Annotated in this window: 25 protein-coding genes and 1 pseudogene; 9 read left to right on the forward strand and 17 right to left on the reverse strand. The window is 69.6% G+C overall.

Features of this window, described 5'->3' with window-relative positions:
- Window positions 1–140 precede the first annotated feature (140 nt).
- Window positions 141–572: pseudogene (locus MKK49_RS02050) on the forward strand (sugar transferase); the annotation flags it as partial.
- A 63-nt stretch (window positions 573–635) separates the two neighbouring features.
- Window positions 636–1,946 (forward strand): leucine-rich repeat-containing protein kinase family protein, encoded by a 1,311-nt coding sequence (locus MKK49_RS02055; RefSeq protein WP_244026400.1) that lies wholly within the window; start codon window positions 636–638, stop codon window positions 1,944–1,946.
- A gap of 66 nt (window positions 1,947–2,012) precedes the next feature.
- Here the strand turns inward: MKK49_RS02055 and MKK49_RS02060 are convergent, their stop codons facing one another.
- The 9 genes from MKK49_RS02060 to MKK49_RS02100 all read right to left on the reverse strand — a co-directional run bounded on the left by MKK49_RS02060 (window position 2,013) and on the right by MKK49_RS02100 (window position 8,531).
- On the reverse strand, window positions 2,013–2,372 hold the full coding sequence (locus tag MKK49_RS02060; RefSeq protein WP_244026401.1) for a hypothetical protein: 360 nt from the start codon (window positions 2,370–2,372) through the stop codon (window positions 2,013–2,015).
- Between the two features lie 41 nt (window positions 2,373–2,413).
- Window positions 2,414–2,812 carry an EF-hand domain-containing protein gene (locus tag MKK49_RS02065; protein WP_244026402.1) on the reverse strand — a complete coding sequence of 133 codons (399 nt, stop codon included), beginning with the start codon at window positions 2,810–2,812 and terminating at the stop codon, window positions 2,414–2,416.
- A 280-nt stretch (window positions 2,813–3,092) separates the two neighbouring features.
- Entirely contained in the window at window positions 3,093–3,713 is a 621-nt protein-coding gene (locus MKK49_RS02070) for a hypothetical protein (protein WP_244026403.1), read from the reverse strand.
- Window positions 3,710–4,585, reverse strand: coding sequence for an ABC transporter permease (locus MKK49_RS02075; protein ID WP_244026404.1), 876 nt, complete (start codon window positions 4,583–4,585; stop codon window positions 3,710–3,712). Before MKK49_RS02075 ends, MKK49_RS02070 begins: the two co-directional genes overlap by 4 nt.
- A complete protein-coding gene (locus tag MKK49_RS02080) occupies window positions 4,582–5,325 on the reverse strand; it encodes an ABC transporter ATP-binding protein (RefSeq protein ID WP_244026405.1) in 744 nt (247 codons plus the stop codon). Before MKK49_RS02080 ends, MKK49_RS02075 begins: the two co-directional genes overlap by 4 nt.
- Window positions 5,326–5,336: 11 nt before the next feature.
- Window positions 5,337–5,579, reverse strand: coding sequence for a hypothetical protein (locus MKK49_RS02085; protein WP_244026406.1), 243 nt, complete (start codon window positions 5,577–5,579; stop codon window positions 5,337–5,339).
- A 9-nt stretch (window positions 5,580–5,588) separates the two neighbouring features.
- Window positions 5,589–6,023, reverse strand: a complete 435-nt coding sequence (locus MKK49_RS02090) for a hypothetical protein (RefSeq protein WP_244026407.1) — start codon at window positions 6,021–6,023, stop codon at window positions 5,589–5,591.
- Between the two features lie 91 nt (window positions 6,024–6,114).
- Window positions 6,115–7,116 (reverse strand): YVTN family beta-propeller repeat protein, encoded by a 1,002-nt coding sequence (locus MKK49_RS02095; protein WP_244026408.1) that lies wholly within the window; start codon window positions 7,114–7,116, stop codon window positions 6,115–6,117.
- Between the two features lie 176 nt (window positions 7,117–7,292).
- Window positions 7,293–8,531 (reverse strand): ABC transporter substrate-binding protein, encoded by a 1,239-nt coding sequence (locus MKK49_RS02100; RefSeq protein ID WP_244026409.1) that lies wholly within the window; start codon window positions 8,529–8,531, stop codon window positions 7,293–7,295.
- Between the two features lie 227 nt (window positions 8,532–8,758).
- Between MKK49_RS02100 and MKK49_RS02105 the strand changes: the two genes are divergently transcribed.
- From MKK49_RS02105 to MKK49_RS02135, 7 genes are all read left to right on the forward strand, one after another.
- Complete coding sequence (locus MKK49_RS02105) at window positions 8,759–9,289, forward strand: DUF3280 domain-containing protein (protein WP_244026410.1); 531 nt, start codon at window positions 8,759–8,761, stop codon at window positions 9,287–9,289.
- A 105-nt stretch (window positions 9,290–9,394) separates the two neighbouring features.
- Window positions 9,395–10,117, forward strand: coding sequence for a (5-formylfuran-3-yl)methyl phosphate synthase (locus MKK49_RS02110; RefSeq protein WP_244026411.1), 723 nt, complete (start codon window positions 9,395–9,397; stop codon window positions 10,115–10,117).
- Complete coding sequence (locus tag MKK49_RS02115) at window positions 10,114–10,692, forward strand: uridylate kinase (protein WP_244026412.1); 579 nt, start codon at window positions 10,114–10,116, stop codon at window positions 10,690–10,692. Before MKK49_RS02110 ends, MKK49_RS02115 begins: the two co-directional genes overlap by 4 nt.
- Complete coding sequence (locus MKK49_RS02120; protein WP_244026413.1) at window positions 10,689–12,260, forward strand: DUF6513 domain-containing protein; 1,572 nt, start codon at window positions 10,689–10,691, stop codon at window positions 12,258–12,260. Before MKK49_RS02115 ends, MKK49_RS02120 begins: the two co-directional genes overlap by 4 nt.
- Before the next feature lie 4 nt (window positions 12,261–12,264).
- Window positions 12,265–12,861 carry a DUF447 domain-containing protein gene (locus MKK49_RS02125; protein WP_244026414.1) on the forward strand — a complete coding sequence of 199 codons (597 nt, stop codon included), beginning with the start codon at window positions 12,265–12,267 and terminating at the stop codon, window positions 12,859–12,861.
- 31 nt (window positions 12,862–12,892) lie between these two features.
- The gene (locus MKK49_RS02130; protein WP_244026415.1) at window positions 12,893–13,426 is read left to right on the forward strand and encodes an SRPBCC family protein; all 534 of its coding nucleotides are present in this window, start codon (window positions 12,893–12,895) and stop codon (window positions 13,424–13,426) included.
- On the forward strand, window positions 13,423–14,397 hold the full coding sequence (locus MKK49_RS02135) for a beta-propeller fold lactonase family protein (protein ID WP_409565006.1): 975 nt from the start codon (window positions 13,423–13,425) through the stop codon (window positions 14,395–14,397). The genes MKK49_RS02130 and MKK49_RS02135 overlap by 4 nt, the downstream gene beginning before the upstream one ends.
- An 82-nt stretch (window positions 14,398–14,479) precedes the next feature.
- On the opposite strand, the gene MKK49_RS02140 is transcribed toward MKK49_RS02135, so the two are convergent.
- The 8 genes from MKK49_RS02140 to nagZ all read right to left on the reverse strand — a co-directional run bounded on the left by MKK49_RS02140 (window position 14,480) and on the right by nagZ (window position 21,755).
- Window positions 14,480–15,826, reverse strand: a complete 1,347-nt coding sequence (locus MKK49_RS02140; RefSeq protein WP_244026416.1) for a M23 family metallopeptidase — start codon at window positions 15,824–15,826, stop codon at window positions 14,480–14,482.
- A gap of 116 nt (window positions 15,827–15,942) precedes the next feature.
- Window positions 15,943–16,596: a protein-L-isoaspartate O-methyltransferase family protein gene (locus tag MKK49_RS02145; protein ID WP_244026417.1), complete on the reverse strand. Its 654-nt coding sequence runs from the start codon at window positions 16,594–16,596 to the stop codon at window positions 15,943–15,945.
- 32 nt (window positions 16,597–16,628) lie between these two features.
- Window positions 16,629–17,393: a 5'/3'-nucleotidase SurE gene (surE, locus tag MKK49_RS02150; protein ID WP_244026418.1), complete on the reverse strand. Its 765-nt coding sequence runs from the start codon at window positions 17,391–17,393 to the stop codon at window positions 16,629–16,631.
- Entirely contained in the window at window positions 17,393–18,670 is a 1,278-nt protein-coding gene (gene serS / locus MKK49_RS02155; RefSeq protein WP_244026419.1) for a serine--tRNA ligase, read from the reverse strand. The genes surE and serS overlap by 1 nt, the downstream gene beginning before the upstream one ends.
- Before the next feature lie 110 nt (window positions 18,671–18,780).
- Window positions 18,781–19,581 (reverse strand): twin-arginine translocase subunit TatC, encoded by an 801-nt coding sequence (gene tatC, locus MKK49_RS02160; RefSeq protein ID WP_244026420.1) that lies wholly within the window; start codon window positions 19,579–19,581, stop codon window positions 18,781–18,783.
- Window positions 19,578–20,111 carry a Sec-independent protein translocase protein TatB gene (gene tatB, locus MKK49_RS02165; protein WP_244026421.1) on the reverse strand — a complete coding sequence of 178 codons (534 nt, stop codon included), beginning with the start codon at window positions 20,109–20,111 and terminating at the stop codon, window positions 19,578–19,580. The genes tatC and tatB overlap by 4 nt, the downstream gene beginning before the upstream one ends.
- A 144-nt stretch (window positions 20,112–20,255) precedes the next feature.
- Window positions 20,256–20,507, reverse strand: coding sequence for a twin-arginine translocase TatA/TatE family subunit (locus MKK49_RS02170; RefSeq protein ID WP_244026422.1), 252 nt, complete (start codon window positions 20,505–20,507; stop codon window positions 20,256–20,258).
- Between the two features lie 246 nt (window positions 20,508–20,753).
- The gene (nagZ, locus tag MKK49_RS02175; RefSeq protein ID WP_244026423.1) at window positions 20,754–21,755 is read right to left on the reverse strand and encodes a beta-N-acetylhexosaminidase; all 1,002 of its coding nucleotides are present in this window, start codon (window positions 21,753–21,755) and stop codon (window positions 20,754–20,756) included.
- Between the last annotated feature and the right edge of the window lie 9 nt (window positions 21,756–21,764).

The following is a 21,764-nucleotide window of genomic DNA, read 5'->3' on the forward strand; positions in this document are numbered from 1 at the left end:
GCTGCCGCGCTCCTTGGCCCAGCCCGCAACCCACACTTTCGAGGTGACGCTCCAGGGGCACCTGTTGGAAGTGCATCTGCAACCTGTCACGGGCGGCCGATGGGCCGTCGCGTTCGAAGACGTCACGGCGCGCCGCGCAGCAGTTCCGCTCGATGTACCACGACAAGGTGGACTTCGCCGCCGCCCGGCAGGTCACCCGAGGCGACCCACGCGTGACCCCGGTGGGCCGCTTCATCCGCCGGACGTCGCTGGACGACATGCGGCAGCGGTCCAACGTCGTCAAGGGTGCGCCTTCCCGCGCCGACCCCCGCCCGCACCCCCACCAGGCCAAGGCCACCAACCGCCTCTACGACCGGGTGGTGCAGGGCTACTGCGCCCGCCACAAGGTCAAGCCGGGGATCACCGGCTGGGCGCAGGTCAACGGCTGGCGCGGCGAGCCCGACACCAGCGACAAGATCCAGCGCCGCGTCGAGCACGACCTGCACTACATCGAGAACTGGTCCGTGCTGTTCGACATCCGGATCATGCTCGCGACCCCCCTGTCATTGTTCCGGACCCAGAACGCGTATTGATCCGCGCGTGCGGATCGGCGACGCCCCCTGAGGCGGCCGATCCGGCCGGCGGGAGCAGCGGAGATGGTGACGAACGCAGGCACGGCCCGACAACTCGAGGCCCTGGCACGTGGCGATCTCCTGGGCACGCACGAGCTGCGCTTTTCAGGCGGCTTCGACGAATTCCCGCGCGACATCTTTGGTCTCGCCGACAGCCTGGAGGTCCTCGACCTCGGCGCCGGATCTCTCACCACGCTGCCGGACGATCTCGGGCGCCTGACCAAGCTCAGGGTGCTGTTCTGCTCCGGCAACCCGTTCGACCGATTGCCGCCATCCCTCGGCGACTGCCCGGCCCTTGCCCAAATCGGCTTTCGCGGCTGCGGAATCGGCGAGGTCCCCGAAGAGGCTCTGCCGCCGTCCCTGCGCTGGCTCACGCTGACGGACAACCGAATCGCGACCCTGCCCGGGGCCCTCGGGCGGCGCCCTCACCTGCAGAAGCTGATGCTGTCGGGCAACCGGTTGACCGCCCTCCCCGAAAGCCTCGCGGATGCCCGAAGCCTCGAATTGATCAGGCTCTCCGCCAACGGGTTCGACGCCCTGCCGGCCTGGCTCGCGACCCTGCCGGCCCTGGCCTGGCCGACCTGGGCCGGCAATCCACTGGAGGGCATACCGGCACCGATCGGCGGCAGAGGAATCCCCTGGGCCGATCTCGTGACCGGTGACCGGCTCGGAGAAGGCGCTTCGGGAGAAGTGTTCGCCGCCCTGTGGCGCCGGGACGGCACCGGACCCGGCGAGGCCGTCGCCCTGAAGCTGTTCAAGGGCGCCATGACCAGCGACGGCCTGCCCGAGCGCGAGATGGAGGCTTGCCTCGCGGCCGGGACGCATCCGAACCTCACGGGCGGACTCGGCCGCCTCGTCGACCATCCGACAGGTGCCCAGGGCCTGGTGATGCCGCGCCTGCCGCAGAACTGGCGGGTTCTCGCCGGTCCACCAAGCCTCGCGAGCTGTAGCCGCGACGTCTACGAGTCCACCCTGCGCTTCGAGGCCGACACGGTCCGGCGCATCGCCCGAAGCCTCGCGGCCGCGACCGCCCATCTCCACGCCCGCGGCCTCCTCCACGGCGACCTCTACGGCCACAACGTCCTGTGGGACGGAACGGCGGGCGACGCGGTCCTGAGCGATTTCGGCGCCGCGTGCCGCCTGCCCGAGGGGGCCGGGGGCGAGGCCCTCCAGCGCATCGAGGTGAGGGCCTGGGGAATCCTGCTCGGCGAATTGCTGGCCCGCTGCCCCTCCCCCCTGTCCGACCTGACGGCCCTGGCGGAGACCTGCGTCCAGGCCGAAGTGGCGCGCCGGCCCCTCATGGCAGAGGTCGCCGCCGCCCTGCGCACGCCCTGACTGCAAAAAAGGGCCGCCCCCTGCTGGGGACGGCCCTTCATGGATACGAGGTGAGGAAGGGGTTGGCTACGGCAGGGCGCCGGCCTTTTCCTTGACCTGGGTCATGGTGTCCTCGCAGGCCTTGGTGTCACCGGCCTTGTCCTGAGCGCGCGCCTTCTTGATGAGGTCGCGCGCCTCGGAAACGCCTCCGGCGCTCGCCGTGGTCGAAGGGTCCGTGGGCTTGCCGGCCGGGGGCTGGTCGAGGGCCTTGGCCGAGTGCGACGAGGTCGGGCCACCCGCCGGCTCCTTGCCGGTGACTTTCTCCGCACCGACGCTATCGAGACGCCGCTCGATGGTGGCGATCTGATCGGTGCAGGAGGAAGCGAGGACGGGCCCGGCGGAGCCGAGCATCACGAGGGCGGCCGGCAGAATGTAACGAACCTGCATCAACGATTTCCTTGAGGGACGGCCGCCCACTCGGGAACGGCTTACTGCAACAACGTCGCGAGAGAAGCGCCGGCGGGCGAAGCAAGTTCCTTGGCGTCGATAGTGCCCTCGGCATCCGGGTCTGCGGCTTTAAAGCGCGCGGCCACCACGGCGAGGTATTCCTTCTTGTCGAGGGTGCCGTCGCTGTCCGGATCGGCGGCCTTGAGCTCGGCGGCGGTGAGGCGGCCGTTCAGCTCCTTGGCGTCGAGGGTGCCGTCCTTGTCCGGGTCCAGCACGTCGAACTGCTTCGCCGCGGCGGCCTGCGCCTCCTTGAGGTCGATGGTGCCGTCCTTGTCGGGATCGAACGCCGCGACGGTGGCGGGTGCGGCGAAAGCGGGCGCAGCCACGCCGAGCCCGAGGGTGGCGGCGAGCAGGACGGCAGCGGACAAACGGGAAGCCATAGTACGAATCTCCTAGGTCGAGGCGGAGAACGGAACCGTTCTCCGAGGAAGAGGGCGAAATGCGTCTCGGGGTGTTGAAACCTCCCCGCGTCGCGCCGCGCCGTCTCGCCAAATTGCCTAATCGACCCGGGAGAATCCGGCAATAGTCGGCCCGAATTTTTTGGACATCAAGCAGAATGCGACGGCTGCATTCTCCTCCCTGAGGCCCACCATCGCATGGCTCGGATTGCGGACGGCGCGGCCATGACGGTGGCCAGCGGAGCCGAGCTGGTCTGATGGCTCAGAGGCGCGCCTGGATCCGGCGGGCGATCTCGCCCAGGCGTTGCTCCAGAAGCGTCGGAACCTCGCAGACATAGGTCAGGGACTGGCTGCGCTCCTGAAAGATGCGCCGGTCCCAGGCGAATTTGGTCTCCAGTTCCGAGGCTTCCTTGGGCATGTCGCGGGCATCCTGCGCGCTCGGCCCGTCTTTCGTGGCGCTGATCTTGTCGGCCTCGTCACGGATGCGTTCGGCCATGCGGCGTTGACCCTGGGCATAGCGGCCGATGCCGGCGATGACCTTGTTGCGCTCGCCGTTGAGAACCTCGAACACGCCGGCGAACACCCGGGTGAGGCGCTTGCCCTTCTCGGCCCCGGCCGTCTCGGCGAAGGCATCGAGGAGCGGATCGACCTCGCTGAGCGGCGTCCGGCGCGACGCGATCTTCTGGGCGAGCTGCGCCGCCTCGAAATCGTCGCCCCAGGCGCCGGCCTCGGCGAGATCCGGCCCGGTCCAGACCGTACCGGGGCTGAGGGTGGAGACCTTGCGCTGGACGCAGGGCCAGTCCGGGTCGCCCTTGGGTTGAGCGAGGACGGGAGCGACCGACAGGCCGAGGACGAGGAGCGAGAGGGGAACGGAGCGGATCATGCGGGATCTCCGGCCGGGCCACCGCGCCGGGCCATGATGCCACGGCCGGGATCGTAGGCGACGACGGCGAGGGTGAAGAAAGCGAGCGTTGTCCCCAGCACCACGGCGCAGGCCAGCGGCGCGAACTGCCCGTAGAGGGCGAAGCGCACGAGCTGCACCGCATGGGTGAAGGGGTTCGCCATGCAGATGAGGTAGAGCGTTTCCGAGGATTCGCGGATGCGCCAGAGCGGGTAGAGGGCCGAGGAGGCGAAGAACATCGGGAAGATCACGAAATTCATCACGCTGGCGAAGTTCTCGAGCTGCTTGACCATGGACGACAGGAGCAGGCCGATGGAGCCGAGCATGAGCCCCGCCGCGATGAAGGCGGGAAGCGCCGCGACGTAGCCGATGGTCGGAATGTCGAGTTCCCAGAACCAGGCTATGGCGAGGAAGGCGTAGGCCTGCACCACCGAGACGGTGACACCGGCAATCAGCTTGGCGAGCAGCAGGAGCCAGCGCGGGTAGGGGCTGGTGAGAAGCACCTTCATCGAGCCGACCTCGCGGTCGTAGACCATCGACAGGGACGATTGCATGCCGTTGAAGAGCTGGATCATCACGGCGAGACCCGGCACCACGTAGACCTCGTAGAGCACGTAGGTCTGGTAGGGCGGCTCGATGGAGACGCCGAGCGTGTTGCGGAAGCCCGCCGCGAAGATGAACAGCCACACCAGCGGTCGGACCAGGGCGGAGAAGAACCGCTCCTTCTGATTGAAGAACCGCAGCAGCTCCCGCCGGACGATGCCGCCGAGGCAGATGAGGTAACCGACGGCATCGAGCCGCCCGAGATGCGTCACGGGCCTGTCGGCGGTGGCCGGTGTAAGGATGTCGCTCATGCAGCCTGCCTGGCGGGTTCGGCGACGAGGCGGCGGAAGGCGGCCTCCAGGGATTCGGTGCCCTGCGCGATAGAGCCGGCGGTGCCGCGCGCGACGATGCGGCCCTTGTGCAGGACGATGGCCGCGTCGCCCGCCTCGATCTCCTCGAAGATGTGGGTCGCCCACAGGACCGACAGACCCTCTTCCCGCACCAGCGCCCGCACGATGGCGACGATGTCGGCGCGGGATTCGAGATCGAGACCGACGGTGGGCTCGTCGAGGAGGAGCAGACGGGGACCGTGGATGAGGGAGCGGGCAATCTCGATGCGCCGGGACTGGCCGCCCGACAGGGTGCGGACCTTGTCGTCGCGCCGATCCATGAGCCCGACGCGGGTGAGCAGCGTCTGGATCCGCTCCTTGGCCGCCTTACGGGTCATGCCATGCAGGCTCGCATGGTAGAGGAGGTTCTGCGCCACGGTGAGGTCGGTGTCGAGGGTACGGGCCTGGAACACCACGCCGAGGCGGGCGAGCGCCCGGCTCGGCTCCCGGTCCAGCGCGTGGCCGAGGATCGAGACCCGGCCGTCCTGGTTGGCGTAGAGCCGGGTGATCACCGAGAACAACGTGGTCTTGCCCGCCCCGTTGGGGCCGAGCAGGGCGGTGAAGCGCCCGCGCGCAACGCTGAGGGACACGTCCGACAGGGCGGCCCGGGTGCCGAAGCGATGGCTCACGTTGGCGACATCGAGGGCGGCGGTCTCCGCCATGGGGCTGGTACTCAAGGCTTCAACGCCCGGCGGGCATCACCGACGGCATCGAGGCACTCGTCGAATTCGCCCTCGCCCAGTTCGCGCTCGGCGACCCGGAGAGCCTTCTTGAGCTTGCCCTGGAGGGGCTCGGCCGGGTTCTTGCCGAGCTCCCCCCGGATCATGCCGATCCCGTCCGTGCAGGCGGCCTTGTCGTCGGCGAGCGCCGGGCCGGCGATCAAGAGCGCTACAAGGGCAAAGAGCGAGACGCGCATGGAAGAAACCTACTTCACAATGAATTTGCCGGTCATGCCCTTGGCCTCGAGGCCACGGGCGGACCAGGGGTATTCGCCCGGCTTGATCGTCACGAACTCGATGGCGATCTCGCCCGGATCGTCGAATTCGAGGTGATCCGGCGGACCGCTGCCGTGGATCTCGAGGTGCTGGATGACGATCTGGTTGAACCAGATGTTGCGGAAGAACTCGGTGGCGTAGAACTTGTACTCCTGCCGGCCCTTGGCGACGATGCGCAGGCGGTAGGCCTTGCCGGATTCGAGCTCGATCTCCCGGTTCTCGACGACGAAATCGTTGCCCTCCTCGTTGCCGAGGACGAGATCGGGCAGGTTGGCGCGTTTCTTCGTGAGATCGAGGGCGAGCGCCGGCCCGGCCATCGTCCAGGCGGCGAGACAGAGGGCCGCCGCACACATCGTTCGCTTCATCACGTCCGTCGATCCTCCCGTTTGCCGCCCCATGGCGTTCGCCGTCACGGCACCGCCCTCGCCACGCGTTGGGCGGGCTATTCCCAAAGAATCAGTTCGGCGATACCGCCACGCCCCAAGGCAACAGCCCGACGGGGATGCTCTTCACCACCTTCTCGGCGGCGACATCCACCACCGAGATGTCATTGGACGAGCCGTTGGTGGAGAACAGCAGCTTCTGGTCGGGGGTGAAGGCGAGCTGCCAGACGCGCTGGCCGACGGGCAGGTACTTCTCCACCGTATGCGTCTTGGCGTCGATGACCGCGATGCGGTTGGCGGGCCCGAGGGCCACGAAGGCCTTCGACCCGTCCTTGGTGATACGGATGCCCACGGGCTGGATCGCCTCGTCGTTCACGCTCGGGATCTTGAAGGTGATCTTCTTCACCACCCGGCGCGCCGCCACATCGATGATGCTCACCGTGCCGCCGACCTCGGCCGACACCCAGAGGAACTTCCCGTCGGCCGTGAACTCGGCGAACCGCGGACGCGCGTCCACCAGCACGTTGTCGATCACCTGGAACGTGGTGGTGTCGATGAAGTGCGCCATGTTGGTGGTCTCGGAGGTGTTGACCAGGATCTTCCCGTCGGGCGACAGGCCCATCCCCTCCGGCTCGACGCCAACGGGCACCTCGGCCATGACCTTGTTCTTCTCGACGTCGATGACGGTGACCTGGCTGTCGTCCTCGTTGGCGACGTAGAGCAGGTTGCCCGTGGGGCCGAGGATGAACTGCTCCGGGTCGGGCCCGGAGCGCAGCGACCGCACCACCTTGCCAGTGCTGGTGTCGAGGACGTCGATGCGGTCGTCGTCGCTGGCGCAGACGAAGAGCTCCTTGCCGTCCTTGCTGGTGGTGACGCCGCGCGGGCGCCGGCCGACCTTCCAAGTTCCCGTCACCGCCAGGGTCTCGCTGTCGATGACGCTGACGGAGTTGCCCTTCTCGTTGGTCACGTAGACCGTGTAGGCGCTGGCCGAACCGGTCCCGGCGAGGGTCGTGGCGGCAAGGAGCGCCCATGCCACGACCGATCCCGACGCATTCGCCCTGAAGCCGCGGCTCATCCTGTGTCCTCCTCGGGCCCACCGCTGTCTCGCGCGCGGTTGAGCGTGGTGCGTTACTATAGTGCAGCCCCGTCTCACGGGGAGCGCCGGACCGCAAGCCGCGCGGTCACGCATTGCCGCAGGCCCCGGCGGGTTGGAAAAAATGCCCCCGGCGGGTCGGAAAGCCCCCCGGCGAGTCAGGGAAACTTGCAGGCGGTTTCGGGCAGATCGATCCCAAGCGTGTCCAGCGGCGTACGCTGGTGCGTGAACCCCTGCTCAGGCGCGACCGAGACCATGGCTTTCGGCTGCACCACGATCACCGGCTGGCGCAGCTGGTGGTCCCACGGGCGGTAGGTGAGAGATACGCCCTTGTAGGCCGGCAGGCTAAAGGCCGGGTCCGCGAAGTAGGGCGCGAGCACGGCCGGATCGACGGTCTTCTTCTGCGTCGCCGCCTCGCCGATGGAGCGCACGGCCGCCCAGGCCTGGTAGTCCAGGGGCCGCATCAGGCGGCCGGCCTGGCGCCGGAACCGGTTCTGCGCCTGGGCCGCGCCCCAGGTCTCCAGGGTCGGGTGCCAGGTGGTGGCGATGAGCCCCTGCGTGCCGGCCACGGGGCGCGGATCGACGGTGCGGAACGGGACGTAGTCGCCCCAGTCGTTCGCCTCGTCGGCCACGATGGCGAGGTCGTAATCGACACCCCGGGTGAACACCATCGCCTCGGAGCGGGTCGGCGTATCGCCGCGGGCCTTGGCGAGCGGCCCGAAGGTCCAGGGCTTTTCGGCCGTGATCTTGAGGTTGAACTTGCGGGCCGAGTTCCTGAACGCCTCGGCGTAGAGCCGGTCCCCGTCCTGCGGGCCAATGATGAGGAACATCTTGCGCCAGCGCATGAGGGTGAAGAACTGCGCGAGCGCGTCCGTCTGCATCGCCCGGCTCGGCACGACGTGGAACACGTTTCTGCGGCAATCGGCCCCGCGCAGGCGGTCGTCCGGTGCCGCTGTGTTGAAGACCGTGACGCCCTCCCCCTTCACCGCATCGGCAACGGTCAGGACCTCGTCGGCGGGGAGCGCCAGGACCAGGAACTTGATGCCACGACCCACCAGCTCCCGGGCGGCCTCGACGGCGCTCTTCGTGGCGTCGAGGGCGATCTCGTCGAGGGTGTAGGTCTGCTTGGTGAAGCGGCCCGTCGTGTTGTTGTCCTTGATCGCCATGCGCGCGCCGGCGACACCCTCGTCCTCGGGCGCGGCCTCGGCATCGTAGGAGGAGGGGGCGGGCTCGGGCCGGTAGATCAGCCCGACGCGGGTCTCCGTCGCGGCGGGCGCGGGAGCCGCCGCCTCTGCCGAACGCGCCGGTTCCTGCGCGGCGGCTGGGAGGCACCACGGGCCGCCCAGCCCGAGGGCGAGGGCGAGGGGGGCGAGGGGGGAGCGTGTCGAGGCCAGCATGCGGCTGGCACGCTAACAACATTGTTCCGCCGCGCTCAATCGGCGTTTGATAAGGAAATTATAAGCCCGCGTCGCAGCCTCGCCCGTTCCATGCGGCGGCCCGCACCCGGCAGGATACCGCAGGGGTGTCGGGATCGCCCGGCGTTTCCCGGCGTTGCCTGCCGCTATGTCAGGCATCATGCTGCCGATGGTTCCCGACCTGCGGCCGATACCAGACGAGCGAGTTGATGACGCGATCGATCCCCCTCCCCCGTGCCGGACACGTCTGCGCGAGCCTCGTGCTCGCCCTCGCCTTCGCGGCACCCGCGCAGGCCGCACCCGAGAAGGCGGCGATCTTCGGGATCGAGCTGTTCGATCCTGGCGTGGTCGGCGGTCGCAAGGCGCGACCGGACGAGACCCGCCGCCTCGGCCTCGTCACGGAGGAACTGCGCAAGGCCCTGGGCGATGCGGTCGAACCCGTCGATGTGGCACCTCAGGCCGCCGAGATCGCCAAGCAGGCGCCCCTCTACAAGTGCGACGGCTGCGCGGCCACCATCGCCAAGACCCTGGGGGCGGACCTCGCCGTGAGCGGCTACGTCGAGAAGGGCTCCAATCAGATCTTCAACCTCACGGTCACCATCGCGGAGGCCGCCACCGGCAAGATCGTACGCGGCGGCCGGGTGGTGATCCGCGCCGACACCGACGACACCTGGGCCCATGCCATGCGCTGGGTGGTGAAGAACCGCCTGCTCACCGAGCCCCTGCCGAACCGCTCGTGATGCCCTCGGTTTTTTGGTAGGGCCAACCGCGTGCGAGCGTGGTCCCGCGCAGGACACCGTCCGCGCGCCGACGATCACAAGAGTCCGAGCGAGTCGAAACCGTCCGTGTTGACGCCCTCCCCCTTCGAACCCGGCGACACCGCCCCGCGCCTCCTCGTGAGCGTGCGCGACGCCGACGAGGCCCTGGCCGCCGCCCTCGCGGGCGCCGACCTCGTCGATGCCAAGGACCCGGTGCGCGGAGCTCTCGGCGCCCTCCCCGTCGAGACCGTACACGCCCTCGTCGCGCGCGTCGGTGCCCGCGCCGTTACCAGCGCCGTGGCGGGCGAGCCGACGGAGGGAGCCGCCCTCGCCCCTCGCGTCGCCGCCATGGCCGCGACGGGCGTGGACTACGTCAAGGTTGCCGTACGCGTAGAATTTTCCGACGCGGACCTGGCCGAGGCTGCGGGAGCCGCGCCCGGCCGGCTCATCGCCGTGCTGTTCGCCGAGCCCGACCCCGCCCCCGGCCTAGTGGCGCGCCTGGCGGCGGCCGGGTTCGTCGGCGCCATGATCGACACGGCGACCAAGGACGGGCGCCGCCTGCCCGACCTCCTGCCGGCCCGGACACTCGCGGCCTTCACCCTCGCCTGCCGCCGGCACGGCCTCGTCTCGGGCCTCGCCGGCTCCCTCGCGCTTGCCGACATCGAGACCCTCACACCCCTCGGCGCGCAGTACCTCGGCTTCCGGGGCGGCCTGTGCCACGACAGCGATCGCACGAAAGGCCTCGATCCGGCCCGGGTGGCGGAGGCCATGCGGATTCTGCGCGCCCGCGCCCGCCGAGACGCTGCATGAGCCCCGAACTCACGGTGGTGAAGGTCGGCGGCAGCCTCCTGTCAGACGCCGGCCGCCTGCGCGCCGTCCTCACCGGCCTCGCGGAAGGCCGGGATGGCCCCTGCGTGGTGGTCCCCGGCGGTGGGCCGTTCGCCGACGCGGTTCGCACGTCCCAGGCGGCCCTCGGCTTCGGCGACGCCCTGGCCCATCGCCTCGCCCTCGACGCCATGGGCCGCATGGCCGAGATCTTTTCGGCATTCGAGCCGCGCCTGCGCATCGCGACGACGTGGGATGCGGCATCGACGATCTTCGCCCGGGGCGGCGTGCCGGTCTGGGACCCCGTCGCCCTCAAGGCCGGGCATCCGGACATCCCGGAGACCTGGGCCGTCACCTCGGACAGCCTCGCCGTGTGGTTCGCCACGCATCGGGGCGCGCCGCGCTGCGTCCTGGTGAAATCCGCCCTCGTACCCATGGGAGCGCAGCCCGAAGAGCTCGCCCGTCTCGGCCTCGTCGATGCCGCCTTCCCGGCCTTCGCGGCGCGCTACTCGGGCGAGATCGTCCTGCGCGGTCCCTCGGACATGCGGGAAGCCGCGTGAACGCCCCCGAACACCTCGTCTTCATCACCGGCCGCATGGCCAAGGCGCGCCTCGAGAAGGTCGCCGCCACGCTCCCGGCCGAGCGCTTCGCCTGGAGCATCGCCGATGCCGGGGTGAAGGTCGCGGCCCTGATGACGGAGGAGATCATCCGCCGCCGGGTGACGATTCCCGAAGGCGCCACCCGCATCGTCCTGCCGGGCCGCTGCCGCGCCAACCCGGAGGCCCTGGCGCAGCATTTCGGCCTGCCGGTGGAGCGCGGCCCCGACGAGATCGTCGATCTGCCGGCCTATCTGGGTCTCGCCGGACGCAAGGTGGACCTGTCGCGCCACGACCTGCGGATCTTCTCCGAGATCGTCGATGCCTCGAAGATGAATCCCGACCAGATCCTGGCGAAGGGCCTCGATCTCGCCCGCCGGGGCGCCGACGTCATCGATCTCGGCGGCCTGCCCGACACGGATTTCCCCCATCTCGAGGACTGCGTCCGTCTCCTGAAGGGCGCCGGCCTCAAGGTCAGCGTCGATTCCTTCTCCCTCGATGAACTCACCCGCGGCGCCAAGGCGGGCGCCGACTACCTGTTGAGTCTCAACGAGGACACCCTCGATCTCGCCTTCGAGACCGACGCGGTGCCGGTCCTCGTGCCCGTGCGGCCCGACGACCTCGCCTCCCTCGACCGGGCCATCGAGCGCATGGAGAAGGCGGGGCGCCCCTACATGGCCGACCCGATCCTCGAGCCGATCCATTTCGGCTTCGTCGAGTCCATCACCCGCTATCACGAGACGCGCCGCCGCTGGCCCGATATCGAGATGATGATGGGCACCGGCAATCTCACCGAGCTCACGGAGGCCGACAGCCTCGGGGTCACGGCGCTGCTCGTCGGCATGTGCTCGGAACTCGCCATCCGCAATGTGCTCATCGTCCAGGTCTCGAACCACACCCGCCGCACGGTGGAGGAGCACGACGCGGCGCGCCGGGTGATGTACGCGGCCAAGGCGGATTCGGCGCTGCCGAAAGGTTACGGCCGCTCCCTCCTGGCGCTCCACGACAAGCGCCCCTATGTGCAGACCCCGGACGAGATCGCGGCCCAGGCGGCCGAGGTGAAGGATCCGAACTACCGCATCGCGGTCGCCGAGGACGGCATCCACGTGTTCAACCGCGACATCCATTCCATCGGCACCGACGCCATGGCGTTCTTCCCCAACCTCGACGTGGCGCAGGACGGCGCCCACGCCTTCTATCTCGGCGGCGAGCTCACCAAGGCCGAGACCGCGTGGCGGCTGGGCAAGCGCTACGTGCAGGACGAGGCCCTGGTCTGGGGTGCGGCCGCCGACGCCGAGGTCGAGGACACCACCGCATTCAAGAAGGCCGGGCACACCAAGCATTCCGGCCCGGACGGGACGACGCGCGACCGCACATCGCCCGAGGCCGATGCGGGCCGGCCCGAGACCGTGGGGCCGGGGGAGACGTCCGCCGCCGATGCGGTGTCGGAGACGCCCCCGGATGCCGGTGCCCGCATCGTCTGCGGCAAGCTCGTCCCGGCAGAAAAACTCGTCCCGGCCGGGAAGGCGTGACCCCGTGCCGCTGATCCTCGAGACCGTCGTCACCACCACGTCGCCCGCAGGCGACTTGCACCTCGTGCCGTTCGGGCTGATCCAGGACGGGGCGGAATGGGTGCTCGCCCCGTTCCGGCCCTCGCCCACCATCTTCAACCTCGAATCCAGCCCGGTCTTCGCCGCATCGAGCCCGAGCGACGTCCGGGTCATCGCCGGCGCCGTCACCGGACGGCGCGACTGGGCGACCCTGCCCTGCGACTGCATTCCCGGACGGCGGCTGGCCGACAGCTTCGGCCACGCCGAATTCGAGGTGGTGGGCGTGGAACCGGACGAGACCCGTCCGCGCTATCGGGGACGCATGGTCCATTCCGCCGCCCACATCCCGTTCTTCGGCTACAACCGCGCGCAGGCGGCGGTGCTGGAGGCAGCGATCCTCTCGACGCGCCTCCACATGCTGGAGCCCGAGAAGATTCTGACCGAGATGCGCTATCACGCCATCGCGATCGCCAAGACCGCCGGGCCCGCCGAACGCGAGGCCTGGGACTGGATCGAGGACAAGGTCGCCGCCGCCCTGGGGCGCAGCGACCGCATCCTCGATAAGACCCCCGCAGCACCCTAAGTCTGTGCGTTCCCGAGGAGACGAGACCCCGATGAAGTTTTTGGCACTCACGACGGCGGCGGCCTTCGCCCTCGTCTCGTTCGGCGCCCAGGCGCACGGCCCCACCCGCAAGAAGGTCGAGGAGACCGTCGAGATCAACGCCGCCCCGGACAAGGTCTGGGCCGTGATCTCGAACTTCCAGGACATGAGCTGGCTGCCCCCGGTCGAGAAGACCGAGGGCAAGGGCGGCAACGAGATCAAGGCCACCCGCACCCTGACCCTCAAGGGGGGCGCCACGGTGGACGAGGAACTGTACAAGTACTCCGCCGAGAAGATGAGCTACTCGTACCGGATCACCAAGGTCGACGTGAAGACCCTTCCGGTGAACGACTACTCGTCCACCCTCAAGGTCGAGGATGCCGGCGGCAAGACCAAGGTGTCGTGGGACGGCGCGTTCTACCGCGGCTACATGAACAACGATCCGCCGCCCGAGCTCAACGACGAGGCCGCCCAGAAGGCCGTGCGCGGCCTCTACCGCACCGGCCTCGACGCCCTCAAGGCCAAGGTCGAGAAGAGCGGTTCTTGAGCGGTTCCCGCTCACAGCTCGCAGCAAGGAAGGGCCGGCCTCGCGCCGGCCCTCTCCTCATCGCCCTGGCGCTGATCGCCGCTCCGGCGCGCGCAGACGAGGCCCTGATCACGGCGCAGGGCGCCAACGCGCTGGCCATCGTCGATCTCGACGCCGGCGCGGTGGTGGGCCAGATCGCCATCGACGGCGCGCCGGCCGGCATCGCCCTCTCGCCCGATCGCAAGACCGCCTACGTCACCCGCCCCGAGGGGCCGGGCCTCGCGGTCGTGGACCTCGCCACCCGCACCGTCACCGCCACCCTGGCGCTCCCCGGCGGGCCGCTCGGCATCGCCGTGAACCCGAAGACCGGCCTCGTCTACGTGGCCGATTGGTACGGCAGCCGGGTTTTCGTGGTGCCCGCCGACGGCTCGCGCCTCGAGACCGAGTTTCAGGTCGGCGCCTCGCCGTCCGGCATCGCCGTGACGCCGGACGGCGCCACCCTCCTGGTGGCCAACCGCGAGGGCGATACGGTCTCGGTGGTCGATGCCGCCACCCTCGCCCAGACCCGCACGATTCCCGTCGGCCGGCACCCGTTCGGCATCACCCTCGATGCGGCGGGCGCCCGCGCCTACACCGCCAACGTCACCTCGAACGACGTTTCGGTCATCGACGTCGCGGCAGGCTCCGAGGTCGGCCGGGTGACCACGGGCGAGCGGCCCTATGTGGTGGCGCTGGCCGGCAACCGCGGCTTCGTCACCGACCAGTATGCGGGCACGGTGAGCGTGTTCAACCTCCAGACCCTCACCAGCGTCACCGCCATCGAGGTCGGCGACCATCCCGAGGGCATCGCCGCCACCCGCGACGGGACGGGCCTCGTGGTCGCGAACTGGGGCTCGAACACCCTCAGTATCCTCGACGCCGCCACCCTCAAGGTGACGAAGGAGATTCCCGTCCCCGACGGCCCACGGTCCTTCGGCGATTTTTTGCGGTAAAGCCCGTCGGGCCTTCCCTGAACGAAGAACGGCGGCTCCTTGGGGGAGCCGCCGTTCTTCGTTTCAGCCCCTGCGGGTTACTTCAGTTACTCGCGAGATGCGGCATCGGATCGACGGGGGTGGCGCCCTTGCGGATCTCGAAGTGGAGCTGGGGCGAGGTGACGTTGCCCGAGGCGCCGGACTTGGCGATGGTCTGGCCGCGCTTCACCTTCTCGCCGGGGCGCACGTCGAGTTCGCCGTTATGGGCGTAGGCCGAGACGTAACCGTTGGTGTGGCGCACGAGGACGAGCTTGCCGTAGCCCTTCACGTCGGAGCCGGCGTAAGCGACGGTGCCGTCCTCGGCCGCCTTCACCGCCGTGCCCTCGGGCACGGAGATGTTGATGCCCTCGTTGCCCGACGAGCCGTAGCCCGAGATCACCCGGCCCTTGGCGGGCCAGCGGAACGAGGCGTCGGAGGCCACCGACCCGGTGCTGGCCGGCTCGGCCTTCGGCGTCTCGACGGCGGCGACCTTCACGGGCGCCTTGGCGGCTTCCTTCGCGGCGACCTCGGCGGCCTTGGCGTCGGCCACCTGCTTGGCCGTCGCCTTGGCGGCCTCGAGCTTGGCGACCTTGGCCTCGGCCTCGGCGGCCTTCTTTGCCGCGTCCTTGGCTGCCTCCTTGCTCGCCTCGGCCTTCACCTTGGCGGCATCCACCTTCGGCTCGGCCTTGGCCTCCTTGATCTCGATCTTGCGCACGGGCTTGTCGTCGGCCTTGGCGACGGTCTGACCGGGGCGCGGATGCGCTTTCTTGGCTTCGGCCACCGCCTTGGCGGCCTCGGCCTTACGGGTCTCGACGAGCTTCTTCGCCTCGGCGAGCTTCCGGGCATCCGCGAGCTTGGCCTCGGCGGCCTTCCTCTCGGCGGCCTTGCTGGCCTCCACGAGGCGACGGGCCTCGGCGAGTTTCTCGGCCTCGGCCTCCTTGCGGGCGGCGAGCGCCGCGGCCTCGGCGGCCTTGCGCTCGGCGGCGCGGTCGATGGCCTTCGGCACGGGGGCCGCCGGCACGCTCCGGGTGGTCATGGCGCGGCCCGCATCCGGGTTCATGCCGGACACCATACCGGAGACGGGCTCCGTCGAAGCGACGCGGCTCGTCTGCGCCGGGGTCGCCGGCGGAGCGGCGGCCATGGGCCGGGGCGACATCGCCACCCCGGGGGCGCCCAGCGCCTGGGACTGGATGCGGCTCGTGCGCACCACCGGGGCGGGGGCAATCTCCCCGTCCGAAATACTTCCCGTGGAAGCCGGCTCGCTCGCCACGTTGGAAGCGAACGGATTGCCGAAGGGGTCGCCGAGGCGCGACGCATCCGACGAACAAGCGGCCGCGCCGCCCCCAATCACTCCGATGAGCGCGAAGCGCGACAGCGTCTTCAACCCTCGACCAGTCCCGCGAACCCGCATCGACGCACCTGTCTGACCTGACGCAACTTGATGACGTCATTCAAACGGGATTCAGGTTAAACAACCGTTCCGATTCACCACGTTCTGGTCGATCGGGAACCATTCGCGTTGCTCCGTCACAGGACGCGGGCGCGCCCCGGCGTCAACGGCGCGAGACGCACGGCCCCTCCGATACGCTCCTGGGCTGCGCCGTCCGCGCCCACCGCGACGACGACGAGGCGCGTCGCCTCGGCCGCGCCGAGGCCCCCGACGAGGCGCCCGCCCGGCGCGAGACGTTCGAACAGGTGGGGCGGCAGGGCGGCGAGAGTTCCGTTGAGGAGGATGCGGTCGAAGCGCCCCTCGGGCAGGCTGCCGGAATCGAGCCCGTCGCCAACCACGATGGTGGCCCGCACCCGGTCCTCGGGGAGCAGGGCAACGCGGGCATCTTCGGCGAGAAGCGCGTAACGCTCGACGCTGTGGACATGGGCGGCCCCCAGCCGCAGCAGCAGGGTGGTGACGTAGCCCGACCCCGTGCCGATCTCGAGGAGGCGCATGCCGGGGCGGGCGCCCAGAGCCGTCAGCATGGTGGCGATGACGCTCGGCGCCGTCATGGTCTGCCCGCAGGGCAGCGGCAGGGCGAGGTCGCGCCGGGCGAGATCGCGGTGGGGTCCCGGGGCGAATCGCTCGCGCGGCACCCGCTCTAGGGCGCGCAGGGTATCGGTGTCGCGCACCCCCCGCCCCCGCAGGGCCATGACGAAGGCCGCCGCCTCGATGGAGCCATCCGTCGTCATGGCGGTGTCGGTCTCAGCCCGCGAAGCCCTGCTCAGCCCGCGAAGCCCTGCGCGAATCGGGTCAGGCTCGGCTCGTCCGTCAGGTCGAGGCGCAGGGGGGTCACCGAGATGCGCTTCTCGGCGATGGCCTTGAGGTCGGTGCCGTGGCCGGGCTCGAAGGTCGCCTTGGCGAAGGCGAGCCAGAAATACGGGTTGCCGCGCCCGTCCTGGCGTGCGTCGATGGCGAGCAGCGCCTGGTTGCGAAAGCCCTGCGCGGTGACCGAGGTGCCGTGGACCTCCCCCGGCTCGCAATCGGGAAAGTTGACGTTGACGACGATGCCGGGCTCGATCCCGATCTCCAGGATCTTTCGCACCACCCCCGGGCCGTGCTCGGCGGCGCAGTGCCACTTGATGGCGCCCCGCCCGCCGGCCCCGTAGGCCTGACTGAGCGCGATGGACTTCACGTTGAGGATCGTGCCCTCCATGGCCGCCGCGATGGTGCCCGAATAGGTCACGTCCTCGGCGACGTTCTGGCCGCGGTTGACCCCCGACAGGACGAGGTCCGGCCCGTGATCCTTGAGGATGTGGCGCACCCCCATGATCACGCAGTCGGACGGCGTGCCCTTCACGGCGAAGCGCTTTTCGGAGATCTCGCGCAGGCGCAACGGATCGTTGAGCGACAGCGAGTGCGACACGCCCGACTGGTCGGTCTCGGGCGCCACCACCCAGACGTCGTCGGAGATGGCCCGGGCGATCCCCTCCAGGGTCTCGAGCCCCGGCGCGTGGATGCCGTCGTCGTTGGTGACGAGAATGCGCATCAGACCCTATGTCCCTCGATCCGGTCGATCCCGCCCATGTAGGCCTTCAGCGCCGACGGCACCGTGACGCTGCCGTCGGGGTTCTGGTAGTTCTCCATCACGGCGATGAGGGCGCGGCCCACCGCGACCCCCGAGCCGTTGAGGGTGTGGACGTAGTTCACCGCCTTGCCGGCCCGGAAGCGCGCGTTCATCCGCCGCGCCTGGAAGTCGCCGCAGACGGAGCAGGACGAGATCTCGCGGAATGTCTCCTGGCCCGGCATCCAGACCTCGATGTCGTAGGTCTTCTGGCTGGCGAAGCCCATGTCGCCGGTACACAGCGTCATGATCCGGTACGGCAGATCGAGCTTCCTCAGCACCGCCTCCGCCGAGCCGAGCATGCGCTCGTGCTCGCCCGCCGACTGCTCGGGCGTCGTGATCGAGACGAGCTCGACCTTGTTGAACTGGTGCTGGCGCAGCATGCCGCGCGTGTCCCGGCCCGCCGAGCCGGCCTCTGCGCGGAAGCACGGGGTCAGGGCGGTGAAGCGGAGCGGGAGTTCCTCCTCGCGAAGAATGCTTTCGCGGACGAGGTTGGTGAGGGGGACTTCCGCCGTGGGGATGAGCCAATGTTCGCGCACCGCGAATTGATCATCTCGGAATTTCGGCAATTGCGCCGTGCCGAACATGGCTTCGTCGCGCACCATCAGGGGCGGGGCGACCTCGATGTAGCCGTGCTCGCCCGTGTGCAGATCGAGCATGAACTGGCCGAGCGCCCGCTCCAGCCGAGCGAGTTGGCCCTTGAGCACCACGAAGCGCGCGCCGGACATCCGCGAGGCCGCCTCGAAATCCATCAGCCCCGAGGCTTCGCCGATCTCGAAATGCTGCTTGCCCGTGGGGAGCTGCGGGCGGGTCGCGGCGAACCTGCGGTACTCGACGTTGCCGTGCTCGTCCGTCCCCTCGGGCACGTCGGGATTCGGACGATTCGGAATCGCCGCGAGCTTCTCGTCCAGGGTCCTGCCAGCCTCGGCCTGCGCCGTCTCCAATCCCGGGACTTCGTCTTTCAGGCGGGCGACCTCTTCCATGAGTTCGGCGGCGCGTGCCTCGTCCTTTGCCTTCTTGGCCCCGCCGATCTCTTTCGCCAGGGCGTTGCGCCGCTCCTGACTGGCCTGCGCGGCCGACGTCGCGCCCTTGCGTGCGTCATCCAGGGCGATCAGTTCGGCCGCGAGCGGCGCCAGCCCGCGCCGGCGCAGGGCGTCGTCGAAGGCGTCCGGATTCTCGCGGATGGCGCGGATGTCGTGCATGGGGTCGCTCGGGCGCAGGCTTTTTGGACAGACGACGAGGCTTTGCAGCATCGGCGTCAGCGCGACAAGGGCGGGGGCTCGCGAGCCAATCCGCCCCGCCCCGTCATGCCCTACGGCTCAAGTCCCTCGGCCTTGCGCTTGGCCGCGCGCATCCGCTCGACCCGGCTCACGGAAAAGATCGAGGCTTCGTAGAGCAGGATCATCGGGATCGCGAGGGAGAGCTGCGAGATCACGTCCGGCGGCGTCAGCACGGCCGCGGCCACGAAGACGAGGACGATGGCGTAGCGGCGCTTCTCACGCAGGAACGCCGTGTCGATGATGCCGACTTGGCCCAGCAGGGTCAGGATCACCGGCAGCTGGAACGCGATCCCGAAGGCGAAGATCAGCGTCATGATGAGCGAGAGGTACTCGTCCACCTTCGGCAGGAGGGCGATGGTCGCCTCCCCCGGCTGCCCGATCTGCTGCAGGGACACCGAGAACTGGATGAGGAGCGGCATCGCCAGGAAGAACACCACCAGGGCGCCGAGGATGAAGAACACCGGCGTCGCCACGAGGTAGGGCAGGAAGGCCTGGCGCTCGTTGCGGTAGAGGCCCGGTGCCACGAAGGCGTAGATCTGCGTCGCGATCACCGGAAACGCCAGGAAACCGGCGCCGAACACGCTGAGCTTGATGTTGGTGAACACCTGCTCGAGGAAGTGCGTGGCGATGAGCTTGGCGTTCTCGGCCCCCACCACGGAGACATAGGGCCAGACGAGGATGTTGTAGATGTGTCGCGAGACGAAGAAGCACGCGAAGAACATCACCACGAAGGCGGCCAACGACTTGATGAGCCGGGAGCGCAGTTCGATGAGATGGTCGAGGAGCGGGGCCCGCGACGCCTCGATGTCGGCGTCATCCGTCGCATTGGTCATGAGGCGGAATCAGGCTGTGTCTTGGCAGGGGCCGGAGTCTTGGCCGGGACCGGAGGGTCCGGCGTCTCGGCGGGCGGCGGGGAAGCGAGGGGTTCGACGAGCGTCTCGCGCCGGGCGAGGTCCCGCGCCGCCGCCTCGTAGCCGGATGATATCGGCTCCGTGGGCGCCACCGGATCGTTCTCAGCGAGCTGGGCGGCGACGTTGGCCAGGGGCTGGGTCGGCGACGGCGTGGTCTTGGTGTGACCGTCGACGGCGCCCTTGATCTCGTCGCGGATGGTCTGGACCGGGTTGAACACCGGCCCCATCGTCCCGGCGGATTTTCGGACGCCATCGACCTCGCGGCGGATCTCGTCGAACTCGGCCTCGCGGACCGCCTCGTTGAACTGCGACTGGAACTCGCCGGCCATGCGGCGCATCTTGGTCGTGATCTGCCCGACCGTGCGCAGGGCCTTGGGCAGGTCCTTCGGACCGATGACGATGAGGGCGACGCCGCCGATCAGCATCACCTCGCCCCAACTCATGTCGAACATTCGTGGACTGTCCCGCGCTCGCGCGATGCCGGTGACGGCGGGCTGCCTATCGCAGGTCGCGCGGGGTTCCGCCAGACCCCGCGCCGGGTGGCCGCAGGACCATCCTGGCCCAGCGCCTTCCCGGCCAAAAGAAGGCTTCGCGACTCAGATGACCTTGCGGTCGGCGGCGACGGTGTTGGCGGTCGCCGGCTCGCCCTGATGGGGCAGGGTCCGCACGGGTTCACCGGTGCTCGGCGGCGGCACGGCGGTAGGGGCCTCGTCCTCGGCCATGCCCTTCTTGAATGCCTTGATGCCCTTGGCGACGTCGCCCATCAGGTCGGAGATCTTACCCCGCCCGAACAGCAGCATCACGATGCCGGCCACGATGATCCAGTGCCAGATACTCATGCTGCCCATGGCAACCTCCCGCGCCGAGGGGCTCGAAGCCCGCACGGCACCCACGCGTGTGATCTAGTTTGGGCGAACCTAGGGATCGCGCCGCCCCAGCACAAGAACCGTGTGGGATTCCAACACCCTTATCGCCGGGAGGGCGGGGCGGGATCGGCGGGCCGTCGCGGTGCCGGAACGAGGCGGAATGCCGCGCCGACCCCGGAGGCGCCGTTCGTTGGCCAATTCATCTGGGCCAAGCTCACGCAGCCAAGCTCACGCAGCCAGGGCGGCCTCGAACCGGGCGCGGGCCTCGCGCACGTCGAACGCCGGCGCCTGGGCCGGCAGGCGGGCCAGGGCGTCGCACGCCCGACGCAAGGCAGCACCGGCGAGAGCCGGCGCGCCCTCGGCGACGCCGCGCATCTCGGGCAGATCGCCGTTGCAATGCAGGCCGACATCGATGCCGGCCCTGAACGCCGCCTCGGTGCGCCCGCGAAAGCTGCCCCGGAGGGCGTGCATGGACAGGTCGTCGGTCATGAGGAGACCGTCGAAGCCGATGATTCCGCGAACCACCCGCTCGATGACGACGGCCGACTGGGTCGCCGGATGGTCCGGGTCGAGGGCGGTGAACACCACATGGGCGCTCATGGCCATGGGCAGGTCGGCCAGCGCCCGGAACGGCGCGAAATCCTGCGCCGTGAGGGTGGCGAGATCGGCCTCGACCACGGGCAGGCCCTTGTGGCTGTCGCATCCGGCGCGGCCATGGCCGGGGATATGCTTCATCACCGGCAGCACGCCGCCCTCCATCAGGCCCTGCGCCACGGCGCGGCCGACCTCGGCGACGCGTTCCGGCGTGGTGCCGTAGGCCCGGTCGCCGATGACGTCGTGGGCGCCGGCCACGGGCACGTCGAGGACGGGGGCGCAGTCGACGTTGATGCCGACGCTCGCGAGATCGTGCGCCATGAGCCGAGCCCCGAGCCCCGCCATGGCGGCGGCCGAGCCGTCGAGGCGCCCGAAGCGGCCGCCCGCCGGGTAGGCCGGCCAGTGCGGCGGCCCCATGCGCTGCACCCGTCCGCCCTCCTGATCGATGAGGATCGGGGCGTCGGCACGGCCCACGGTGTTCCGCAGGGCCCGCGTCAGCGCCACGACCTCGTCGGGCGTACCGATGTTGCGCTTGAACAGGATGAAGCCCCAGGGCGCCACGTCGCGAAAGAACGTGGTCTCCTCGTCCGAGAGGGACTTGCCGGCGCAACCGAGGATCAGGGCACGGGTGGTCATGGGAAAACG

Source organism: Methylobacterium sp. J-090 (genome assembly GCF_022829345.1).
Lineage (GTDB): Bacteria > Pseudomonadota > Alphaproteobacteria > Rhizobiales > Beijerinckiaceae > Methylobacterium.

Coding starts and splice junctions, on each gene's coding strand:
- MKK49_RS02095 (WP_244026408.1), bottom strand. CDS start 7,116: ATGAGCCGCGGCTTCAGGGCGAATGCGTCGGGATCGGTCGTGGCATGG.
- MKK49_RS02090 (WP_244026407.1), bottom strand. CDS start 6,023: ATGAAGCGAACGATGTGTGCGGCGGCCCTCTGTCTCGCCGCCTGGACG.
- tatC (WP_244026420.1), bottom strand. CDS start 19,581: ATGACCAATGCGACGGATGACGCCGACATCGAGGCGTCGCGGGCCCCG.
- MKK49_RS02100 (WP_244026409.1), bottom strand. CDS start 8,531: ATGCTGGCCTCGACACGCTCCCCCCTCGCCCCCCTCGCCCTCGCCCTC.
- MKK49_RS02105 (WP_244026410.1), top strand. CDS start 8,759: ATGACGCGATCGATCCCCCTCCCCCGTGCCGGACACGTCTGCGCGAGC.
- nagZ (WP_244026423.1), bottom strand. CDS start 21,755: ATGACCACCCGTGCCCTGATCCTCGGTTGCGCCGGCAAGTCCCTCTCG.
- MKK49_RS02080 (WP_244026405.1), bottom strand. CDS start 5,325: ATGGCGGAGACCGCCGCCCTCGATGTCGCCAACGTGAGCCATCGCTTC.
- MKK49_RS02115 (WP_244026412.1), top strand. CDS start 10,114: ATGAGCCCCGAACTCACGGTGGTGAAGGTCGGCGGCAGCCTCCTGTCA.
- MKK49_RS02075 (WP_244026404.1), bottom strand. CDS start 4,585: ATGAGCGACATCCTTACACCGGCCACCGCCGACAGGCCCGTGACGCAT.
- MKK49_RS02145 (WP_244026417.1), bottom strand. CDS start 16,596: ATGACGACGGATGGCTCCATCGAGGCGGCGGCCTTCGTCATGGCCCTG.
- MKK49_RS02070 (WP_244026403.1), bottom strand. CDS start 3,713: ATGATCCGCTCCGTTCCCCTCTCGCTCCTCGTCCTCGGCCTGTCGGTC.
- MKK49_RS02140 (WP_244026416.1), bottom strand. CDS start 15,826: ATGCGGGTTCGCGGGACTGGTCGAGGGTTGAAGACGCTGTCGCGCTTC.
- surE (WP_244026418.1), bottom strand. CDS start 17,393: ATGCGCATTCTCGTCACCAACGACGACGGCATCCACGCGCCGGGGCTC.
- MKK49_RS02130 (WP_244026415.1), top strand. CDS start 12,893: ATGAAGTTTTTGGCACTCACGACGGCGGCGGCCTTCGCCCTCGTCTCG.
- MKK49_RS02060 (WP_244026401.1), bottom strand. CDS start 2,372: ATGCAGGTTCGTTACATTCTGCCGGCCGCCCTCGTGATGCTCGGCTCC.
- tatB (WP_244026421.1), bottom strand. CDS start 20,111: ATGTTCGACATGAGTTGGGGCGAGGTGATGCTGATCGGCGGCGTCGCC.
- MKK49_RS02170 (WP_244026422.1), bottom strand. CDS start 20,507: ATGGGCAGCATGAGTATCTGGCACTGGATCATCGTGGCCGGCATCGTG.
- serS (WP_244026419.1), bottom strand. CDS start 18,670: ATGCACGACATCCGCGCCATCCGCGAGAATCCGGACGCCTTCGACGAC.
- MKK49_RS02055 (WP_244026400.1), top strand. CDS start 636: ATGGTGACGAACGCAGGCACGGCCCGACAACTCGAGGCCCTGGCACGT.
- MKK49_RS02065 (WP_244026402.1), bottom strand. CDS start 2,812: ATGGCTTCCCGTTTGTCCGCTGCCGTCCTGCTCGCCGCCACCCTCGGG.
- MKK49_RS02085 (WP_244026406.1), bottom strand. CDS start 5,579: ATGCGCGTCTCGCTCTTTGCCCTTGTAGCGCTCTTGATCGCCGGCCCG.